The sequence below is a fragment of the Acinetobacter sp. 8I-beige genome (assembly GCF_902505955.1).
In the GTDB taxonomy this organism is placed as follows: domain Bacteria; phylum Pseudomonadota; class Gammaproteobacteria; order Pseudomonadales; family Moraxellaceae; genus Acinetobacter; species Acinetobacter johnsonii.
In genome coordinates, this window is record NZ_LR732792.1 from 287,121 (window position 1) to 306,528 (window position 19,408).

A 19,408-nucleotide genomic window follows, 5' to 3' on the forward strand; every position below is an offset into this window, starting at 1 on the left:
CAAAAGGATATTGAGATGCATAAAATAATAAAACTAAACCTTCTGACACTGTGTATCTGTGTAGCGAATCAAAGTTATGCATTACAAACTTTGAATGATCAGATTTTAAGTGATGTAACGGGTCAAGATGGTATTTCAATTACCCATGAAGCTTCAAAAGTTGACATTAAACAATTGAATTGGGTCGATCCAGCGGAAGTCGGAAAAACACCGATTAAACTGGGTTTACATAATATTGACGTTAAAACGGCGACTGGTTATAACAACATTAAAACCAAACTCGATTTTGATGTGGGAACAACACAATTAGCCAATGGTACGCAAGGGGTTGGTATTCAGCTCTCTGCCAGTGTGTCACCTTTTACCGCAACGGCTGCCCAAATCATGCTGATGTGTTCACCAAATTGTGCAACGGGTGAAACGGATCAAAATTTAGGAAGTTTTAAGCTTTCAACTATGTCACCTTTTGAAGTGTACTTAGCAACGACGAATGGTCTGTTTAACCGCGACTCAAAGGTGCATTTAGATTTTAAATTGCAGAATGCCAGTATTAGCTATGGACAAAATAATCAAGATTTAACCTTAAAAGATTTCAACTTCAATTTATCTGCTGATGGCTATCTCTATATCGATGAAACGGAAGGTGTGGTTCTCACTTCAAAGGGCAGTGTTGGCGATAATATTGTTGTTTTAGGTCGAGTGGAAGATAAGACAGATGTACATGACAGCCGTGTAGGCAATGCCACAAATCCGGGGTTAAACGTCGATTTACGTTATGGCTCAGCAAACTCGACTCACCGGAACTTAATTCGGATAGGGGCATCGGGTGCATTAACCAATGGCAAGATCGCGTTAAATGCTGACCAGACTGGTGTTGCTAAGTTTAATACGGTCAACCGTGTTAACGGTAATGTTCAAGAAAATGAGGTGGTTGCATCTACAGGTTATGGTTTTAAAAATGCGGGCGGCTTACATTTAAATGTATCGGCTGACTTTACCCGTGCAGGGAATAGTTTGCTTGGTGCTAGCACGCCAACAACGTTTGAATTAGGGCATACTGGTACAGGTAGTTATGCCATCGAATTTTCAAACTTATCACCGCTGAACGTGCGTACTTCTATTGACCCTAATTCAGCAATAAACAGTCAAAATGCTTATATTGATTTTGGCCAGATTTACATTAATAACATTCGCACCAATTCAATGGGTTTTGTGGTCAATGACCAAATTAAGACGATATTGGGTGCGCAAAACTATGAGCTGATTTATAACCCATCGCCAACGGGCAATGCTTCAAATATGGCTTTTATTGCTGTACGTGGGCTAGATTTTCAAGCCATTGCACGTAAAGCCCGTTTTATTTCAGATAATTCCATTGCAGTAAACAATACTAATGAAGGAACATGGGGTTTAGGTATTCCAATTTATAACCTAAATGCCAATGCGGCATTTTTTGCCAAGAAATATACCAATACCGTTGGAACAGTGAAGGATGGGTTGGGCTATGACATCGCGGTATCAACTGATGGTTATGGTGAAGATAGTCAAGGCAACCCTAAAACAACGTCGATTATCGTCATTGATGGTGCGATGAGTAAGCATGGCGAAGAAGTTAACTACTATACAGGCTTACGTAATATTGACTCATATTTTAAAGCCAATGGGGTGATTGGCTTTAATGAAAATGAAATCTATATCAAAGCCGATAGCTTATTGTTTGCTGCGAATGCGGAAATCGCAATCGGGCAGCTTCCAGGTGCACTATATAACTGTCTAGCAGGGGTAAATAGTTGTGCCAAAGAAGTCGTGCCGATTAATAACTTTGCCAAAAAAGATGATGTTCTCGCATCGATTGCTTTTATGTTAGATGGTAAAGGCGAACTCTTTATTATTCCAGGGCTTGAGGCTGTAGGCGGGACACCACAAAGCAACTATTTGTCATTTAAATCCAATTTTGAGTTTAATACGTTGAGTAGCACAGACCTGAGTAATGAAAGTAAAAAAGGAAGTTTTATTAGCTTAAGTAATACCGATAGCAATGGAACCACAACAAAAACCTCAAGTTTTAACTTAAACAAAATGCAAGGTCACTTAGGTTTGAATGGGAAAATTCATATGCAAAAGGACTCTGTTGTCATAGATAATCAAGTGCAATTTAACCATAAGGCATTAGCAGGGGGACAAGGGACTGCTTTTAGAACGGAGGTTGCATTGTCTCCAACGGGTACCATGCAGAAGGTTGCAGATATTGCCATTACGGGTGGGGCTATGCGTAGCACATTAGGGATTACGCCGCGCTAAAAAGGATGACAAGGAATAAATAAAATGAATAAGTCTTTAATTTCAATTCTAATCACAGCAACATTAGGCTTGAGTCAAAGTTATGCGATGACCGCTTTAAATGACGAGGAGTTGTCAGAAGTTGAAGGTCAGTCTTTGATGAACCTAGAGTTCCAGCAGGGGACAAATACAACCGATGCACAAGGGAAAACATATAACCAATCAAACATTGGTTTTTATAAGTTGGCCCTAAGTGCAGAATTGGAGCTGAATGCCAATATTAAAAAGCTTCAATTGGGATGTGGTGGCGACAACAATTCCATTCGAGCGAACAGTTGTGATATTGATATCGATCATATTGGTTTAAGTGGACTACCTGATGATCCAAACTATACTTCTGATCAACGTGCAGCAACTTCGGCATTAATCACAAACCCATTTATTCAGTTTGCGATTAAAAATCCGACTTCAGCTGCAACACGTGAGGTGTTAGGCTTTCGTGTTAGTGCTGAAAAGATTAAAGGCTTGATGACATTAGGTACCAATAATGATGTAGATGCAAATAATAATGCGATACCCAATGGAATTAATACCTTTAGTGGATATATGAAAACCAAAACTGCATCAGGTACTGCAGTGACAGCAGCTCGTAGCATGACCTTTGCAGATACAGGATTAACTATGAATGGTATTGTGCAAGGACGATTACTCGGAAGTAGTTCTGGGACAACTTGTGTAGGTGGTTTTTTAGACCCTTGTTATGATATTTCATATACGTCTGATACTTATAATTTAAATTTATCTTCGACTACAGCGCCTTTTACGATTAATTCGACAGTTGTGTCGGGGACTCGAATGAAGGATGTAACTTTAAAAGGGACGGGTACTGTTGGGCAAATTGATTTTAGTGGACAATTAACAGCTAAAGTACTCGGTTTTTTAAACTTAGATAAACAGGTGTCCGGCAATATTACGGGGCTTAAAACAGATATTACAGTCAATCAAAGTTTAGGCTTAATTCATGCACTGTATTTAAACAACCCTGCATCATTATCCTTGCAGTCCCAAGATATTTTATGGACGGGTGCTGCGGTTGGTGCGAATAAAGGTTGGTGGCTGGCAATGGAAGATGAAGTCGAACTGGGTAGCTTAAGCCCAACGACCAAAGTGGCAATTACCAATGAAGTATTAAAACAAACCATTGCGGGTATTAATAAAGATCTAACGGACAATCCTCGAAATTGCGGTAATCTTTTAACAGGATGTGTCGGTGGTTCTGCCTTAGTTGTTGGGAATGTTCCAATGAATACGACGACTTTGGATTTTCCACTGACCAATTTAAGCTTACAAGGGCAAAACTTTAGATCAAACTGCTACGGTGGTTTAAAGTTCTGTTAGATATATGATCTAATAAAAAATCCCGCGATATACACGGGATTTTTCATTCTAAAATGAATTATTTTGCAATTTTCGCCAACAACTCTTCTTTAGAAATATTTACAGATTCAGCATCACGACGGCCTTTATATTCAAAAGTACCAGCATCTAAGCCTTTCTCACCAATCACAATACGGTGAGGAATCCCTGTAAGCTCAAGGTCTGAGAATTTCACGCCTGGACGTTCGTTACGATCATCCAGTAAAACATCATAACCTGCTGCCGTGAGTTCAGCATATAAGGCTTCAGCTGCATCTAAAGTACGTGGAGACTTATGTGCATTCATAGGCACAATGGCAACTTCAAACGGTGCAATTGCCATAGGCCAAATAATGCCTTTTTCGTCAAAGTTTTGCTCAATTGCAGAGGCAACTACACGTGTTACACCAATACCGTAACAACCCATGGTTACAGTAAATGGCTTACCATCTTCACCTAGAACTTTACAGCCCAAAGCTTCTGAATACTTTTGACCGAGTTGGAAAATATGCCCAACTTCGATACCACGTTTAATTTGCAGCGTACCTTTACCGTCTGGAGATGGATCACCCTCAACCACATTACGTAAGTCATAAACTTCAGTGAACTGTGCATCACGTTCCCAGTTGAGACCTGTCACGTGTTTATCAACCTCATTTGCACCTGCAACAAAGTCAGACAGTACCGATGCAGCACGGTCGACAATGACCGTTAAGCCTTTTTCTACCAAGCCTTGTGGTCCACAGAAACCAGCGGTTAAACCCAGTGCAGCAAGTTGTTCTTCTGTTGCAAAAGTTAATGGTGATGCAATGCGCGGATGCTTCTCGGCTTTAATTTCATTTAGCTCATGATCGCCACGTAAGAACAATGCCACTACCGGTGTTGCTTGGCCTTCTTCGGCTGCAATACCTTGTACTAACAAGGCTTTTACAGAGTGTGCAGGATCAGATTTTAAGAAGTTAGAGACGTCTGCAATGGTTTTTTGATTTGGTGTATCGACAACTTCTAATGCTTTGGTTGGCGCTGCACGTTCACCGACTAAAATAGCCTCAGCCATTTCAATATTTGCCGCATATTCAGATTCAGTCGAGAAGGCGATATCATCTTCACCACTTGATGCTAATACGTGGAATTCATGTGAGCCTGAACCACCAATTGAACCTGTATCTGCTTGTACTGGACGGAAATCTAAACCTAAACGGCTAAAGATTTTGCAGTACGCGCCATACATGATGTCATAGGTTTCTTGCAGTGATTCTTGGTTTGCGTGGAAAGAATAAGCATCTTTCATGATAAATTCACGTGAACGCATTACACCAAAACGTGGACGAATTTCATCACGGAATTTGGTTTGTACTTGATAGAAGTTTGCAGGCAATTGTTTATAGCTTTTGAGTTCATTGCGCGCAAGATCGGTTATGACTTCTTCGTGGGTAGGACCAAGCACGAAAGGGTTGCCGTGACGGTCTTTGAAACGAAGCAGTTCCGGGCCGTATTGGACATATCGACCAGATTCTTCCCATAAAGATGCTGGTTGAGTTACGGGCATCAGGACTTCGAGTGAACCCGCATTGTTCATTTCTTCATGAACGATCGCTGCAACTTTATTTAATACGCGAACGCCCATCGGCAGCCAAGTATATAAACCTGAAGCCAATTTACGAATCATCCCAGCACGTAGCATTAGTTGATGTGAAATCACTTCTGCGTCATTTGGGGTTTCTCTTAACGTTGCAAATAAAAAGCGACTCGCGCGCATGGAAACTGTCCTAAAATTTTAAACTTTGAAAGTCAAAGATTATACGATAAAAAATGAGGAGGCATGTCGACACCACCTCAGAAAAATGTTGATTATTATGACATGATTTTACGTACTTGACGCAGCATAAAGTTCTTAAAGTCATCTAAATAGGTGAAGATCACAGGAACCACTACCAAGGTTAGTAGTGTCGATGTAATGACACCGCCGATCACTGCATGTGCCATCGGTGCGCTTTGTTCTCCCCCTTCACCTAGTCCTAAAGCCAGAGGCACCATGCCCATCACCATAGCACTAGTAGTCATCAAAATAGGGCGTAGACGTGTTTTACCCGCATCAATAATCGCTTGATAACGATCAACGCCGTGATCCATGGCTTTTTTAATGAAATCGATCAATAGAATTGCATTCTTGGTCACCAGCCCCATCAACATGATAATACCGATAATAGAAAACAAGTTCATAGTGGAGTTAAATAAGAAGAGCGCTAAAAATACCCCTATCAGCGATAACGGAAGGGAAACCATAATCGCCGCAGGGTGAATAAAACTATTAAACTGAGAACCTAGCACAATATAAATAAACACAATCGATAAGGTGATAGCGGTCATGGCATAGCCTGCGGATTCAGCCATGTCTTTGTTTGAACCTTGTGTGTCAAAGCTATAACCTACAGGAAGGTCAAAGTTGTCTTCAATTTTTTTAATATCTGCACCAATATCACCTGCAGGACGACCCGCGGTGTTGGCTTCAACTAAGACTTCCCTTGCTAGATCGCGACGATTAATCTGCGATGCCCCCAGACTTTGCTCTAAATGCGCAACGCTAGAAAGGGGAATTAATACAGCTTGACCATTGGCATCTGTTTTTTGCGATGTGAGGTAAAGGTTTTGTACATCACTAGGTAAGCTACGCGCATTTTCAGTTAGGCGCAGGTTAACGTCATAGGTTTCGCCTTTGTCGTCTTGCCATGTGGTGACATCATCGCCTGCAATCAATGGACGAATGACATTGGCAATTTGGTTGACCGATAGGCCTAAATCGCTGGCTAAGACCCGATTAATATGCACACCTAAAGTCGGTTTAGGAGCTTTAAGTGAGCTTTCTAAGTCGACAATGCCTTTGACTTGTGCAATTTTTGCCATAAAGCGGTCTGAAATTTTTTGCAATTCGGCTAAGTCTGGACCTTTGATGGAAATCATCACTGGCTTTTGTCCGCCCGATACCGTTTCATCTGCGGAGGCAATTGAGGTCACGGTAATGCCACCCACTTGTTGTAGGCGTTGGCGGAATTCATTGTTTAAGTCGGTTAAGCTTTTCTTGCGTTCTGTACGTGGTGTAACGGTTACGCGAATACTGACATGGTTTTTACCACGATCCGTAACACCATTAATCACGGCATAGGTTGCTCGAACGTCAGGGTGCTGCTGAATAATTTTATCGACTTGCAGCAGTTTGGCTTGTGAATATTCCAAAGATGCATCGACAGGTGTTTCAAACTTAATCCGGATCTCACCTTTATCTGGAACAGGGACAAACTCTGTTCCAATTAGTTTAGATAAGCCTAATGCACCGAATAGCGAAGCCACAGCAACCATGAGGGTGATGAGTCGGAAGCGTAGAGCAAGCTTGAGTAATTTCTCATAGCCATGGCTGAGATTATCTAGTTTGCCAGAAATCCAATTAAAGAAACGTTTGACTCGATTGGGTGGTTTATGTGGATTATGCTTTTCAGCCCAATGTGCAGATAGCATTGGATCTAAAGTAAAGCTGACAAACATGGAGATCAGCACAGCAGTACTGACGGTTACGCCAAACTGATAGAAAAAGCGCCCGATAATACCGCCCATAAATGCCACAGGTAAGAACACCGCAACAATGGTTAAGGTGGTGGCTAAAACAGCGAGTCCAATTTCTTTGGTGCCATCAAGGGCTGCTGTGACAGGGTCTTTGCCCATGTCTGAATGTCGCACAATATTTTCACGGACTACAATCGCATCATCAATCAGTAGACCAATACTGAGTGATAGTGCCAGTAAGGTCATCATATTGATGCTAAAGCCAAAGATCCAAATAAACGTCAGAGTGCCAAGGAGGGCAATCGGTAACGTCATGCCTGTAATGGCGGTGGAACGGAATGAGCCTAAAAACAGCAGGACAATCAAAACGGCAAGAGCTGCACCTTCAATAATGGTACGTGCAACATCGGTGATGCTGTTACGAATGCCTTTGGATGAATCTACCACGACTTTTGCTGTGGTGCCTTCAGGTAACTGTTTTTGAATATCTGCTAAGGTCTCATAAGTGCCGTCGACCACGTCAATCACATTTGAATCGGAACTGCGTAAAATATCAATCGCAACCGCGGTTTTACCATCTAAATAGGCACTTGACTCAAGTTCGGCTTGGCTGTCTGAAATGCTTGCAACTTGACGTAAATAAATCGGTACACCATTTTTATTGGCAATCACCAAATCGCCGAAGGCTAAAGGATGAATCACTTTAGACTTAATTTCGACCACAAGTTCACTGTTACCATGTTTCAACGTTCCACCCGGAACCTCGACATTTTCAGCTTTTAGCGTGTTGATGATCTGGTCAATACCAATCCCAAAACTTTGTAATTTGTGGGGTTCAATCTGTATGCGAATTTGTCGCTTGGCATCACCCAATAAGTTGACTGTCCCTACACCAGAAACGGTTCTAAACTGTGGAACGATGCGCTGATCCAGATAAGAGCTGAGCTCTTTTAGTGACATGTTTTGTGATTCAAATACAATTGACATCACGGCATTGGCAGAAGGATCGTAACGTTCAACAATCGGGTCTTGAATTTCGTCTCGAAACTCAGCGGTGACCGGTGCAATTTTATCGCGGACATCTTGCGCGGCAATAGCGGAAGAAACATCGAGATCAAATTCAGCAATAATGGTCGATAAGCCTTCGCTAGACTGAGAAATGACCTGTTTTAAACCTGAAATGGTATTGATTTGATCTTCCATTTTCTTGGTGATTTCAGACTCAACTGTTTCAGGGGATGCGCCTGGATAGGTGGTATAAACCACCACGAAGGGGAAATCGACATCAGGAAACTCCTCAACTCCCATTCTTTGCCAAGAGGCTAAGCCTAAAACCATCAGACAAAACATCATCATGATGGTAAAAACAGGATATTTCACACTAATACGGGTTAACCACATAGCAACAACCTTTTCTTATTTTATGGATTGATTGTCACCATTTGATGCAAATCTTTTTCATTAAACTTTATACGACTGATGCGGTCGCCAGTTTGTAGTCCCTGTACCACAGCGCTGTTATTGCTATAGTGTTGTTCCAATACTTTTATATGAACACGTTCAATTTTATTGTGGCGAATCACCCAAACATAAGGTGAGTTTTGTATATCCTGAATGGTATCAAGCGGGATAATTTGGCCTGTTATGGACTGTGAACCAAGGAGATCCCCCTCTACAAAGGTTCCAATACTTAATGAGTTAATACTTTCATTTGGCTGAGCAAAAAACTCAATTTGACGGCTTGCGGGGTCAGCAATTGGGGAAATACGAATAAGTTTGGCTGTCAGTTTTTGGGGATTGCCTTGCAGCCGATATTCAATTTTTTCTCCCAAACTTAAAGCTGCTTGTCGATCACTTGGAATTTTGGCCTGTATTTCTAAATGACTCGGGTCAATGATTTCAAATAGGGTTTGTCCTGCGGATACTGTTTGTCCAGGTTCTACCTGACGTTGAGTAATAAACCCTGAAATCGGGCTTACAATAGTGCCATCGCGATCTGCTTTTTCGGCTATATCGACATTGGCTTGTTGTGCGCGAACACTTTCTAATTGAGCTTGATAGTCTACAAGGCTTTGTTCATATTCCACTTTAGAAATAAAGCCCTGATCGAGTAAACGTTTTTTCCTTTGAACCATGCTTTTTGCAAGATTGGCTTGGGCTAGGGTTGATGCAAGATTGGCTTGAGCTTGGGCAAGACGCGCAGCATTATCTTGATTATTCAATCGAACCAGTACTTGGCCTTTTTGAACGGCTTGTCCAACTTGAGCGGAGACGGCGGTGGCTGTCGCTGTCACTTGAGCCTGAATGGAACTTTGATTGACGGCTCGAATAGTACCAGTAAAGGCTGTACGTTGGATAGAAGGCCCTTCTTGGAACTGGACCAAGTCTTGTGCTATCAGCTCGATTTTAGCTGTAGACGAAGTAGGGGAGGTGACTTCATCTTGTTTTTGGCAGGCAGAGAGGAGTAAGCACAAACACAGCGGACTGAGTTTTAAAATAGGGAGCACTTGGCGGCTTAATTTGTTTTTTATACGTAGTGCAGCCTGCATTGAGTCAAATCCTTTGGTCTAGCGGCGAAAGTCAGCACACTGTAAATAAGACGCAGATTATTCAAGTGTTTTTAAACGAGCAATAATTCTGTCGTATTCAGCCTTAGTATTACGATAGTGACTTTGTAACGATTGTATTTGCTTTTTTTTCATCACAATATTTTTGGAATTATAGTCAATCATATCTTGGAGTGGTTTCGGATTGCTTTTGCCTTTACGCATGTTCTCTTTTTCTTGGCGTAAGAATCCAATACGGTCATTCTGTAATTGTTTTAATTCATCTTGCTGGAACTTAATCTGTTTTAAAATATAGGAAAGGGCAGTATTGCGTTTTTGAGTGGCGACTTGGCTGCTGGTATAAGCGCGTTTTAATTTAAGATCTGACTCGCGTTGCTTGGCTGCTGCTGCACGTTGCGGCGCATATTGCGCATCTTTTTCTGCGTTGTATGGACGAGCCCGTTGAATCACTTGCATGTTGCTATCGAGTGCTTCATAACCATAACGAATATGGTTGGGGGTGACACTACTACTGACGTTCGCGATGCCTTTACTGTCGTAATATCGATACCAGACCGCTTTAGGTGGATCGGCCATAATCGAGATGGTCTGCAAACTTAGCAAAGCCAGCAAAATGACTTTCGCAGTCATCCTTTTTTTCACGATCAAAGCAAGTTTGTGATTAAACTCCCTAAGCATCGATACCCCCAGTTTAAAGTTGACTAAATTACTTATTTACAAGCAATAAATAGTGCTATATTAGTCCTAAATTTAGGAATAAAAAATATAATCAGTCAAAAAAAAATCGACGGGTATAGGAAAGTGTGAAGCCGTTCTTAAAAAGAAGATGAAGTGTGGTTTTATGCGGAAACTGTTCGTTGAAAATATAAGTAAATATATGTTAAAAGTGTACGTAACTTGTAAAGCGTCTACGAATCTGTTTCTACAAACATTCTAAAAATGGGAAGGGTCATATTAAATGGACGATAAATTCCAGAATCTAAAAGTAATGGTCATTGATGATTCAAAAACCATTCGTCGCACAGCTGAAACATTATTGCAACGTGAAGGTTGTGAAGTGGTGACTGCAGTCGATGGTTTTGACGCATTGTCAAAAATTGCTCAAGCCAATCCTGATATCGTATTTGTCGACATTATGATGCCACGACTAGATGGTTATCAAACGTGTGCATTAATCAAAAATTCACAAAATTATCAAAATATTCCTGTCGTAATGCTCTCTAGCAAAGATGGTCTATTTGACCAAGCCAAAGGGCGTGTTGTCGGTTCAGATGAATATTTAACAAAGCCGTTTAGTAAAGATGAATTATTAAATGCGATTCGTAATCACGTTTCAGCATAAATAATATAAGTGTAATTGGGGGAAATTATGGCGCGTATTTTAATTGTGGATGACTCACCTACAGAGACATTCCGCTTTAAAGAAATTTTGGGGAAACACGGTTTTGAAGTGATTGAAGCGTCGAATGGTGCCGATGGTGTAACCATGGCTCAAGCTGAACTTCCTGATCTTGTTTTGATGGATGTGGTGATGCCAGGCGTTAATGGCTTCCAAGCAACCCGTCAAATTGCGCGTGGCGCAACAACAAAACACATTCCCGTAGTGATCGTCAGTACTAAAGATCAGGCTACAGACCGTGTATGGGGTAAGCGTCAAGGTGCATGTGATTATTTAACCAAGCCTGTTGATGAAAACCAACTGATTGATGTGATTAAGCAACACCTGAACGCAGGATAAGCTCTATGGCAGCAAATGGATTTATCGAATTACTTCGACTTGCTAAACGTGGTAATAAAAACTACGTTTCAAACGAAAATGAGGTAAACCGCTGGTCGGGCATTGCTTTTGAGATGATGGGGCAATATTTCGTTGCGCCATTAGGTGAAGTTGCAGAGGTAATTTATCCTCCGAAATATACCTTAGTGCCAAATACTCAGCCTTGGGTTGTGGGTTTGGCCAATATTCGAGGACGTTTACTTTCTGTTGCCGATTTAGCGCACTATGTATCAGGGCATCGCAGTGCGTATTCACCAACTCAAAAAGTACTCTGTATTAGTCACAATGACCACTATGTCGGTTTAGTTGTAGATCAGGTTCTGGGGATTCAGCACTTTAATAAGAAGAGTTTCTTTTCTAAACATGAAGATTTAGATCGGAATTTAAAAGAATATTGCCAAGGGTATTTTCACCAACACAACCAACAATGGCATGTTTTCTTATTCAGTCGCTTATTAGACAATCCAAAGTATATGAACGCATCTATAAAATTTATAAATTAATATCATTGTCGCGCGCGAAATTATAAGGGCGTAAATCGGGGAGAAGCTGCATGGGCTTTAAACTTAAAAAGAAAAATACGGATGGAAGCAGTAACCGCTCAGGTGGAAATGCTTTAGTAGCAAAACTTCAATCACAGACGGAACAGTTTTCACGTGTATTTGGTGATAGTGAAAAGTCCAAGCCATTAATTTTGGGTGCGGCATTTTGTATCGTACTGGCAATTTTCTTACTGTTGTACCTATTCTATAGCGTACCTCGAAATAACGAATTCACCCGTAGCTTGGGTGACTTACGTCTTTTATCGCAAACGATTTCGCGTCAGGCAACTGAAGCAACAGCATCAGGTACACCTGAAGCGATTAAAAAACTGACAGAATCACAAAAGTCTTTTGCTGAAAACTTAGAAACTGTAAAAGATATTCACGCGAGTACAGATGCACTGCGTGAAGTAGATGCACAGTGGAAAAAAGTTTCTGAAAATATTGATTTAATTGCATCTCAACAAAAAATCATTAACCAACTTTACGATACCAACATTGCGATTAGTGAAAGTATTCCGGGGATTCAGGCCGAATATAACTTAATGGTTGACCAAATGGCACGTCAAAATGTGCCAGCCAACCAAGTCGTGATTGCAAAAAACCAAGTATTCATTGCAGAACGTATTTTACGTTCAATTGGTTCGGTATTAACGGGTTCAGCCAACTCGCGTGAGTCTGCGGATGACTTTAGCTCAGATACAGAAACCTTCGCGTCATACCTAAACGCACAGTTAAATGGTAGTGCGGACTTAGGTGTAGAGCGTATTAATGACCCTGAAATGCGTGACTCTTTAACCAGTATTCAATCTGAATATGATGATGTACTGAAGTCAGCAGCAGCAACCGTCTTAAAGAACTCATCACAAATCGTTAAAGTACGCCAAGCGTCATCATCGATTTTTGAACAGTCAGATGCTTTGTTAAGCAATTTAAATAAATTATCTGGTGGTACAGGCTTAGCGATTGCGATCCCTGCATTAGGTCTAATTCTAGCCCTGATTGCCTTCTTATTCTGTGTATTTAAATTACTCGTACTTCGTGGTGAATCAGATAAAAAACGTGTATCTCGTCTACAAGATGAATATGACCGTAACCAAAACGCGATTTTACGTTTACTGGATGAGATTGCCGATCTTGCAGATGGTGATTTACGTTCATATGCAACGGTATCTGAAGACTTCACGGGTGCAATTGCCGACTCGATTAACTTCGCAATTGACCAATTACGAGACCTTGTTTCGCGTATTACCGAAACTTCTCAAGAGGTTGCACAATATACGGCAAGTACGCAGGGGATTACCAACCAGTTAGCCGAAGCATCTGAACACCAAGCGCAAGAAATTGCGGGTGCATCTGCCGCGATTAACGAAATGGCAATGTCAATTGACCAAGTATCTTCAAACGCTGAAGAATCAGCGGTGGTAGCAGAACGTTCAGTAAAAATTGCTGCAAATGGCGCGAACGTTGTAAACCGTTCAATTGAAGGTATGGATATCATTCGTGAGCAGATTCAAGAAACCTCTAAACGTATTAAACGTTTGGGTGAATCTTCACAAGAGATTGGTAACATCGTTGCCTTGATTAACGATATTGCCGACCAAACGAACATCTTGGCTTTAAACGCAGCGATCCAAGCATCGATGGCAGGTGAAGCAGGTCGTGGTTTCGCCGTGGTTGCAGATGAAGTACAGCGTCTTGCAGAGCGTTCAGCTTCAGCAACCAAGCAGATTGAAACACTGGTAAAAACTATTCAGACCGATACCAACGAAGCTGTAATTTCGATGGAACAAACCACGTCTGAGGTTGTACGCGGTGCGAACTTATCTAAGGATGCGGGTGTTGCACTGGATGAGATTCAAAACGTATCAGGTAATTTGGCGAAATTGATTGCAAACATTTCGGATGCAGCAAAGCTACAGTCAGCGTCTGCAGGTCATATTGCCACTACGATGAACGTCGTACAAGAAATTACCTCACAAACCACCACTGCGACGTTCGATACAGCACGTTCAGTCTCTGAACTTGCGAACATGGCGGAAGCGTTACGTGAGTCTGTAACAGACTTTAAACTGCCTGATTAAGCGCTTGCTTTGGGGGAGGTATGCTGCTCATCGCTTGAGTAGCATACCAAAATCAGGATACACATCAACTCAATTAGCTTGAGCCAAAAGGCTGGTTTGGGATGATGGTTATAATGAAGTTTATGCACCTTTTTTGGGTAGCTGACAACGCAAGAAGCCTTAGCTATGAAAGAAATATTAAAACATTTAGTTGAAACGACAACGCTTCCGGAAGATAGTTATCTAGATCAAGATGCAGAAATTCTTGAAATTTTTGTTGAAGAAATTGAAGAAATCTTCGTTGAGTTAGATCCATTATTTGAAAAGTGGTACGCTGAACCGACCCATCAAGAAACCTTGTTGAGCATACGTCGTCACTTCCATACCTTAAAAGGCTCTGGTCGTATGGTGGGGGCAAAGTCAGCAGGTGAAACAGCATGGGCGGTTGAAGATACCTTAAATCGTGTGATTTCAGGGGCTGTGCCGCTCACGGCAACGGTTCAAAAGTTTGCTAAAACGGTATTCAAACTGTATCAATTTAAACTGTATTCGATATTTAAAGCGGTGCAGGAAATTGATCTTGATCTTCGTCCACTGGTTTTAATTGGACAACAATTACAACAAAATCAAAGTTTAGAACCGGCGCTAGAAGAGTTGCTACAACTGTCTAATCATCTAAATAGTAATGATGTCGTGACGGGATTAGAGTTGATCGATATCGATGTGGTTGACTCTGAGCCACAAGTTGCAGCTGCTTCTGAACAGGATGATCAAGTGCATGATGTCCTTGAAGAAACTTTAGCGATCTTCATTGAAGAAGCGGAAGACCATTTAGCGACTATCGATCGGTTCCTAAATGCAGATGAAACCAAAGTACAAGATTACAATGGCTTAATTCGTGCTTTACATACATTGCGCGGTAGTTCGTCTATGGCGCAAATTGAGCATGTCTTTAATGCCAGCTCAAAAGTTGAAAATCTATTTAAAACTTTGGTTCAAGAAGAGATCGTTTCTACTTCGAAGGAAATCTCTTTACTCACCCAATATGCTGAATTTGTACGTGACTATTTACATGTGCTTGGGCGTGGTACGAACGAACAGCTTGACGTGATTTATGCTACGTTCACTACGGCTTGGGATAACTATGGTTTCAGTATAGAAGATGTAGACGATGAACTGAACCCACAAGGTATGGTTTCGAAGCTGATCGAGTTAAATATTGATCTGCTGCTTGACGCCGAGTTTGAGTTTGATCAGCGGGCCAAAGCTGAATATCCAGACTATATTCAGCACTTAGGTGAACAAGCAAAACAATTGCTGGAATTCACCAATAACCGTGCTGCACAAGGAATCCATGACTTTACTTCTGAGCTATATGCTGGTTATCAAGCCTTACTGGAAAAGCCAGAATTACTCAATGTAGATTATGCATACGAGTTATTTGGTCAGGCACATCAAGAATTTATCCATTTATTTGACACTTTAGCTGCGGGTCAGCGTGTCATTCTGACTGAAGAAGTGCATAAAGTTCTGAATGAATTAATGGCCTTCGTACAGCAAGATGTTGAATCGACTTCGACGACGGTAATTGAACCTGTTGCTGAGGCTATTGTTTCTGGAAATACTTTACAACCAAGCCTTGATCTTGCGCAGATTTCGCAGCAAATTGCATCGGATCATCAGTACAAGCAATCGAATACGGCCAATACCGATTTTGATGATGATTTGCTCGATATCTTCTTGGAAGAAGCCGAAGAATTATTGATGGGGATGGATCAGGATCTCAATACTTGGTCTAAAAATGGCAATGATACCGCGGCACTCAATAATTTAATGCGTTATTTGCACACCTTAAAAGGTGGTGCTAATATGATTTCTGCACCTTTTATTGGTTCGATTGCACACGAATTAGAGTCTATTTATGAACGTGTGATTCGTCAGCAAATTGCCACAACGCCACAGTTGATCAGCATCATACGTTTAGTACAGGATGACGTCGCAGACCGAATTCAGGTCATTCGCACCGAGAAGGTTGATTATCCAGCAACAGCAACCATCAAGGTACTGCATAACATTCAGAGCTTAGTTGAGGGTACGACTGTTATAACTACAGTATCTGAGCCTTTGGTTGAGGCGGTTGTCGCAGCAATTGAAGAGACTCAACCTCCAGTTCAAGAACCTTTATCTAATGTAGATAGAACGATTGAAGCTGAGGCAGCTGCGGTTGAGTCAGCAACTGCGATTGAAGAGCCGAGTGTAGTTGATAACACGGACGTTACTGTCGTTGAACAGCTGGATACTCCGTCACTTGTCCAAGAAGAAGCAGTCAGCGCTGTTGAAGAAGCAGCCAGTCTTTTATCAATTGTTGAAGAAACCTTCTTGGAAGAAGCTGAAGAAATTTTAGCGACTACGGATAGCTTACTGAAACAGTGGACTGAACAACGTAGTGACCGTAGTGTGTTACTACAATTGCAACGTGCCGCGCACAGTTTAAAAGGCGGCGCACGAATGGCTGAGAATGAACCCGTTGGTGCGATTGCTTATGAATTAGAAACCACATTTGAGCAATTTGCTGTACATAATTTCAGTTCAAACGTGTATGACCCATTATTGCAAACCGCATTTGAATGGTTAAAACAAGCCATCTTCAAACGTGATTTCAGTAATTATGATGGTCTGAAAAACAGTTTAGCATCTATTGATTATGTGGATGTGATTGCGCAATTACCAACGCGTGTAACACAAATTGATTTACTCAATGCTGTACCAAGTTTTGAGTTTGTACAGGGTGATGGTACTGAGCCGCCAGCAATGCTGGGTGAGTGGAAAGAAACGACTCACTTGGATGGCGGTAATGAGATGATCCGTATTTCAGCTGATTTGGTTGAAAAAATGATCGACCTATCTGGTGAAAATGCAATTAACCGTTCACGTATCGAGATGGACTTAGGTCAACTCGGCAATACTTTGAACGAGATGGAGCTTGCAATTAAGCGTTTGGCGGATCAGTTACGTCGAATGGAAGGCGAGCTTGAGAGTCAAATTATTGCGAAGCATGGTTCTGAAAACTCGCGCTACGCAGACTTTGACCCCTTAGAAATGGACCAATATTCATCGCTAAATCAATTGTCTAAATCCTTAGCCGAATCAGCTTCGGATTTGGTCGACTTCAAGAGCACTTTGGCTGAGAAAATTCGTGATGCGGAAGGCTTGTTATTACAACAATCTCGTATTCAAGCGGAGATTCAAGAAAGCTTAATGCGGACACGTTTGGTACCGTTCTCACGTATGTTGCCACGTTTACAGCGTATTGTACGTCAGACCGCATCAACCTTGAACCGTCCCACGGAACTGGTCGTCCACAATACCGAAGGTGAATTGGACCGTACGATTCTTGAACGTTTGGTTACACCGTTTGAGCATATGCTACGTAACGCAATCGACCACGGTATTGAAGATACGGAACAACGTGGCGCTGCGAAAAAATCAGCGACAGGCCAAATTGAACTAAACATTAGCCGTCAAGGTACAGATGTTATCGTCAGCTTTAAAGATGATGGTAAGGGTATTGATGAAAGCACGATTAAAGCGAAAGCGCTAAATTTAGGTTTAATTAAAGCCGATCAAGTACTAGATAAACAGGAAATTTTACAGTTTATTTTCCATCCAGGTTTTAGTACGGCCAAAGAAGTGACGCAAATTTCTGGACGTGGTGTAGGCCTTGATGTGGTGCAAAGTGAAATTAAAGCACTGGGTGGACATGTCACGGTTGAATCGGAAATTGGACTCGGCACGACCTTCATTATTCGCGTACCGACTACGGTAGCGGTGAGCGATGCCTTGATGGTGAAAGCCGGTGATCAACAATATGCGATTCCATTGGCGCAGATTGATCGTATTGTGCGTATTGCTCCAACAGCATTGGATCAGTATTTCCACAGCAAAGATGACCAATTCAAAATTGATGGTGTGAGTTATAAACTGCGCTATTTATCTGAGTTTTTATCTAATCAGCCGATTCCACGTTTGAGTAATATTGGACATTCATTGCCAGTGTTGTTGATTAAAGGCAACAGTGGACAAACCATTGCATTATTAGTCGATCAGCTCATCGGTTCACGTGCGCAAATTGTAGTGAAGCCAGTTGGACAACAGTTTGCCAGCATTGGTGCAATTGCGGGCGCAACGATTTTGGGTGATGGTCATGTGTGCTTGATTTTAGATGGTCAGAACATTGCACGTCAGATTTTAAGCACCAAGCGTGTGACGCATGCTGCTGATCACCGTGACTTTGGTCGTCATCAGGATACGCGTCGTTTAGTGATGATTGTGGATGACTCGGTTACGGTACGTAAGGTCACATCGCGCTTATTAGAGCGCCAAGGCTTTGATATTGTGACTGCAAAAGACGGTGTCGATGCGATGGAGCAGCTTGAGAGCGTTAAACCAGACTTGATGTTGCTGGATATTGAAATGCCACGTATGGATGGTTTCGAAGTAACGAACTTGGTTCGTCACCACGAAATTCACCAGAACTTGCCGATTATTATGATTACATCGCGTACGGGTGAAAAACACCGTGAACGTGCTTTCAGCTTGGGTGTGACGCACTACATGGGCAAACCATTCCAAGAGGCAGAATTACTTGCCAACATTCAGCAGCTATTGGCTGAAAAGCAGGGGTAAATAAATGAATGCAAATGTTTCAAAGAGCATGAATGAGCAAATCAGTCAGCAAGAATTGCAATATCTGATTACAGTATCAACGGGTTTTATTGATGCTTATATCATTGAATGCCATGGAAAAAATGCCATGCTCTTGCCGCAAAATATTGTTCTGTCTGCGCTTGATAGTGATACACAGGTGAAAACGGTGGAATGGCATGATCTTCATCTGCCTGTCTATGCCATCAACCGCCCAGACCAAACGGAAGGGGTGGCACTGGTGATTGAAGGGGATGATGCTTCTCAACGCTTTGCTTTGATGTGTAATGAAATGCCGAAGTCGATTCGTTTGCGTATTTCTGAAATTGTTGATGATGAAAGCCCTGTGAATGATCCCACTATTTTCCAGCTGGTGCGTATGGGCGATGAGACTTACCACGTACCGAATTTAAATAAAATTCAGGCGAGCTTAGGTCTTTAAGCTTAAGCATTTAATGCAATAAAAAAGGAACTCGATTGAGTTCCTTTTTTATATGGATT

12 protein-coding genes are annotated in these 19,408 nt (G+C 41.7%); 8 read left to right on the plus strand and 4 right to left on the minus strand.

Annotated elements, in window-relative coordinates; translation table 11 throughout:
- Positions 1-15: 15 nt before the first annotated feature.
- The gene (locus GVX98_RS11705) at positions 16-2,301 is read left to right on the plus strand and encodes a DUF6160 family protein (protein WP_159128170.1); all 2,286 of its coding nucleotides are present in this window, start codon (positions 16-18) and stop codon (positions 2,299-2,301) included.
- A gap of 24 nt (positions 2,302-2,325) precedes the next feature.
- Positions 2,326-3,678 (plus strand): hypothetical protein, encoded by a 1,353-nt coding sequence (locus tag GVX98_RS11710; protein WP_159128171.1) that lies wholly within the window; start codon positions 2,326-2,328, stop codon positions 3,676-3,678.
- A gap of 58 nt (positions 3,679-3,736) precedes the next feature.
- On the opposite strand, the gene GVX98_RS11715 is transcribed toward GVX98_RS11710, so the two are convergent.
- The 4 genes from GVX98_RS11715 to GVX98_RS11730 all read right to left on the minus strand — a co-directional run bounded on the left by GVX98_RS11715 (position 3,737) and on the right by GVX98_RS11730 (position 10,499).
- Positions 3,737-5,455 carry a proline--tRNA ligase gene (locus GVX98_RS11715; protein WP_159128172.1) on the minus strand — a complete coding sequence of 573 codons (1,719 nt, stop codon included), beginning with the start codon at positions 5,453-5,455 and terminating at the stop codon, positions 3,737-3,739.
- Positions 5,456-5,550: 95 nt separating this feature from the next.
- Positions 5,551-8,655: an efflux RND transporter permease subunit gene (locus GVX98_RS11720; RefSeq protein WP_159128173.1), complete on the minus strand. Its 3,105-nt coding sequence runs from the start codon at positions 8,653-8,655 to the stop codon at positions 5,551-5,553.
- Between the two features lie 20 nt (positions 8,656-8,675).
- Positions 8,676-9,803 carry an efflux RND transporter periplasmic adaptor subunit gene (locus GVX98_RS11725; RefSeq protein ID WP_159128174.1) on the minus strand — a complete coding sequence of 376 codons (1,128 nt, stop codon included), beginning with the start codon at positions 9,801-9,803 and terminating at the stop codon, positions 8,676-8,678.
- Positions 9,804-9,860: 57 nt separating this feature from the next.
- Positions 9,861-10,499 (minus strand): hypothetical protein, encoded by a 639-nt coding sequence (locus GVX98_RS11730; protein ID WP_159128175.1) that lies wholly within the window; start codon positions 10,497-10,499, stop codon positions 9,861-9,863.
- Between the two features lie 280 nt (positions 10,500-10,779).
- Between GVX98_RS11730 and pilG the strand changes: the two genes are divergently transcribed.
- The 6 genes from pilG to GVX98_RS11760 all read left to right on the plus strand — a co-directional run bounded on the left by pilG (position 10,780) and on the right by GVX98_RS11760 (position 19,349).
- Positions 10,780-11,163: a twitching motility response regulator PilG gene (gene pilG, locus GVX98_RS11735; RefSeq protein WP_004694493.1), complete on the plus strand. Its 384-nt coding sequence runs from the start codon at positions 10,780-10,782 to the stop codon at positions 11,161-11,163.
- Positions 11,164-11,190: 27 nt separating this feature from the next.
- A complete protein-coding gene (locus tag GVX98_RS11740; protein ID WP_004694491.1) occupies positions 11,191-11,559 on the plus strand; it encodes a response regulator in 369 nt (122 codons plus the stop codon).
- Between the two features lie 5 nt (positions 11,560-11,564).
- Positions 11,565-12,101 carry a chemotaxis protein CheW gene (locus GVX98_RS11745; RefSeq protein WP_004694490.1) on the plus strand — a complete coding sequence of 179 codons (537 nt, stop codon included), beginning with the start codon at positions 11,565-11,567 and terminating at the stop codon, positions 12,099-12,101.
- Positions 12,102-12,151: 50 nt separating this feature from the next.
- Positions 12,152-14,224 carry a methyl-accepting chemotaxis protein gene (locus GVX98_RS11750; RefSeq protein WP_004981158.1) on the plus strand — a complete coding sequence of 691 codons (2,073 nt, stop codon included), beginning with the start codon at positions 12,152-12,154 and terminating at the stop codon, positions 14,222-14,224.
- Positions 14,225-14,389: 165 nt separating this feature from the next.
- Positions 14,390-18,889: an Hpt domain-containing protein gene (locus tag GVX98_RS11755; protein WP_159128176.1), complete on the plus strand. Its 4,500-nt coding sequence runs from the start codon at positions 14,390-14,392 to the stop codon at positions 18,887-18,889.
- 4 nt (positions 18,890-18,893) lie between these two features.
- The gene (locus GVX98_RS11760; protein WP_004981152.1) at positions 18,894-19,349 is read left to right on the plus strand and encodes a hypothetical protein; all 456 of its coding nucleotides are present in this window, start codon (positions 18,894-18,896) and stop codon (positions 19,347-19,349) included.
- Positions 19,350-19,408 lie beyond the last annotated feature (59 nt).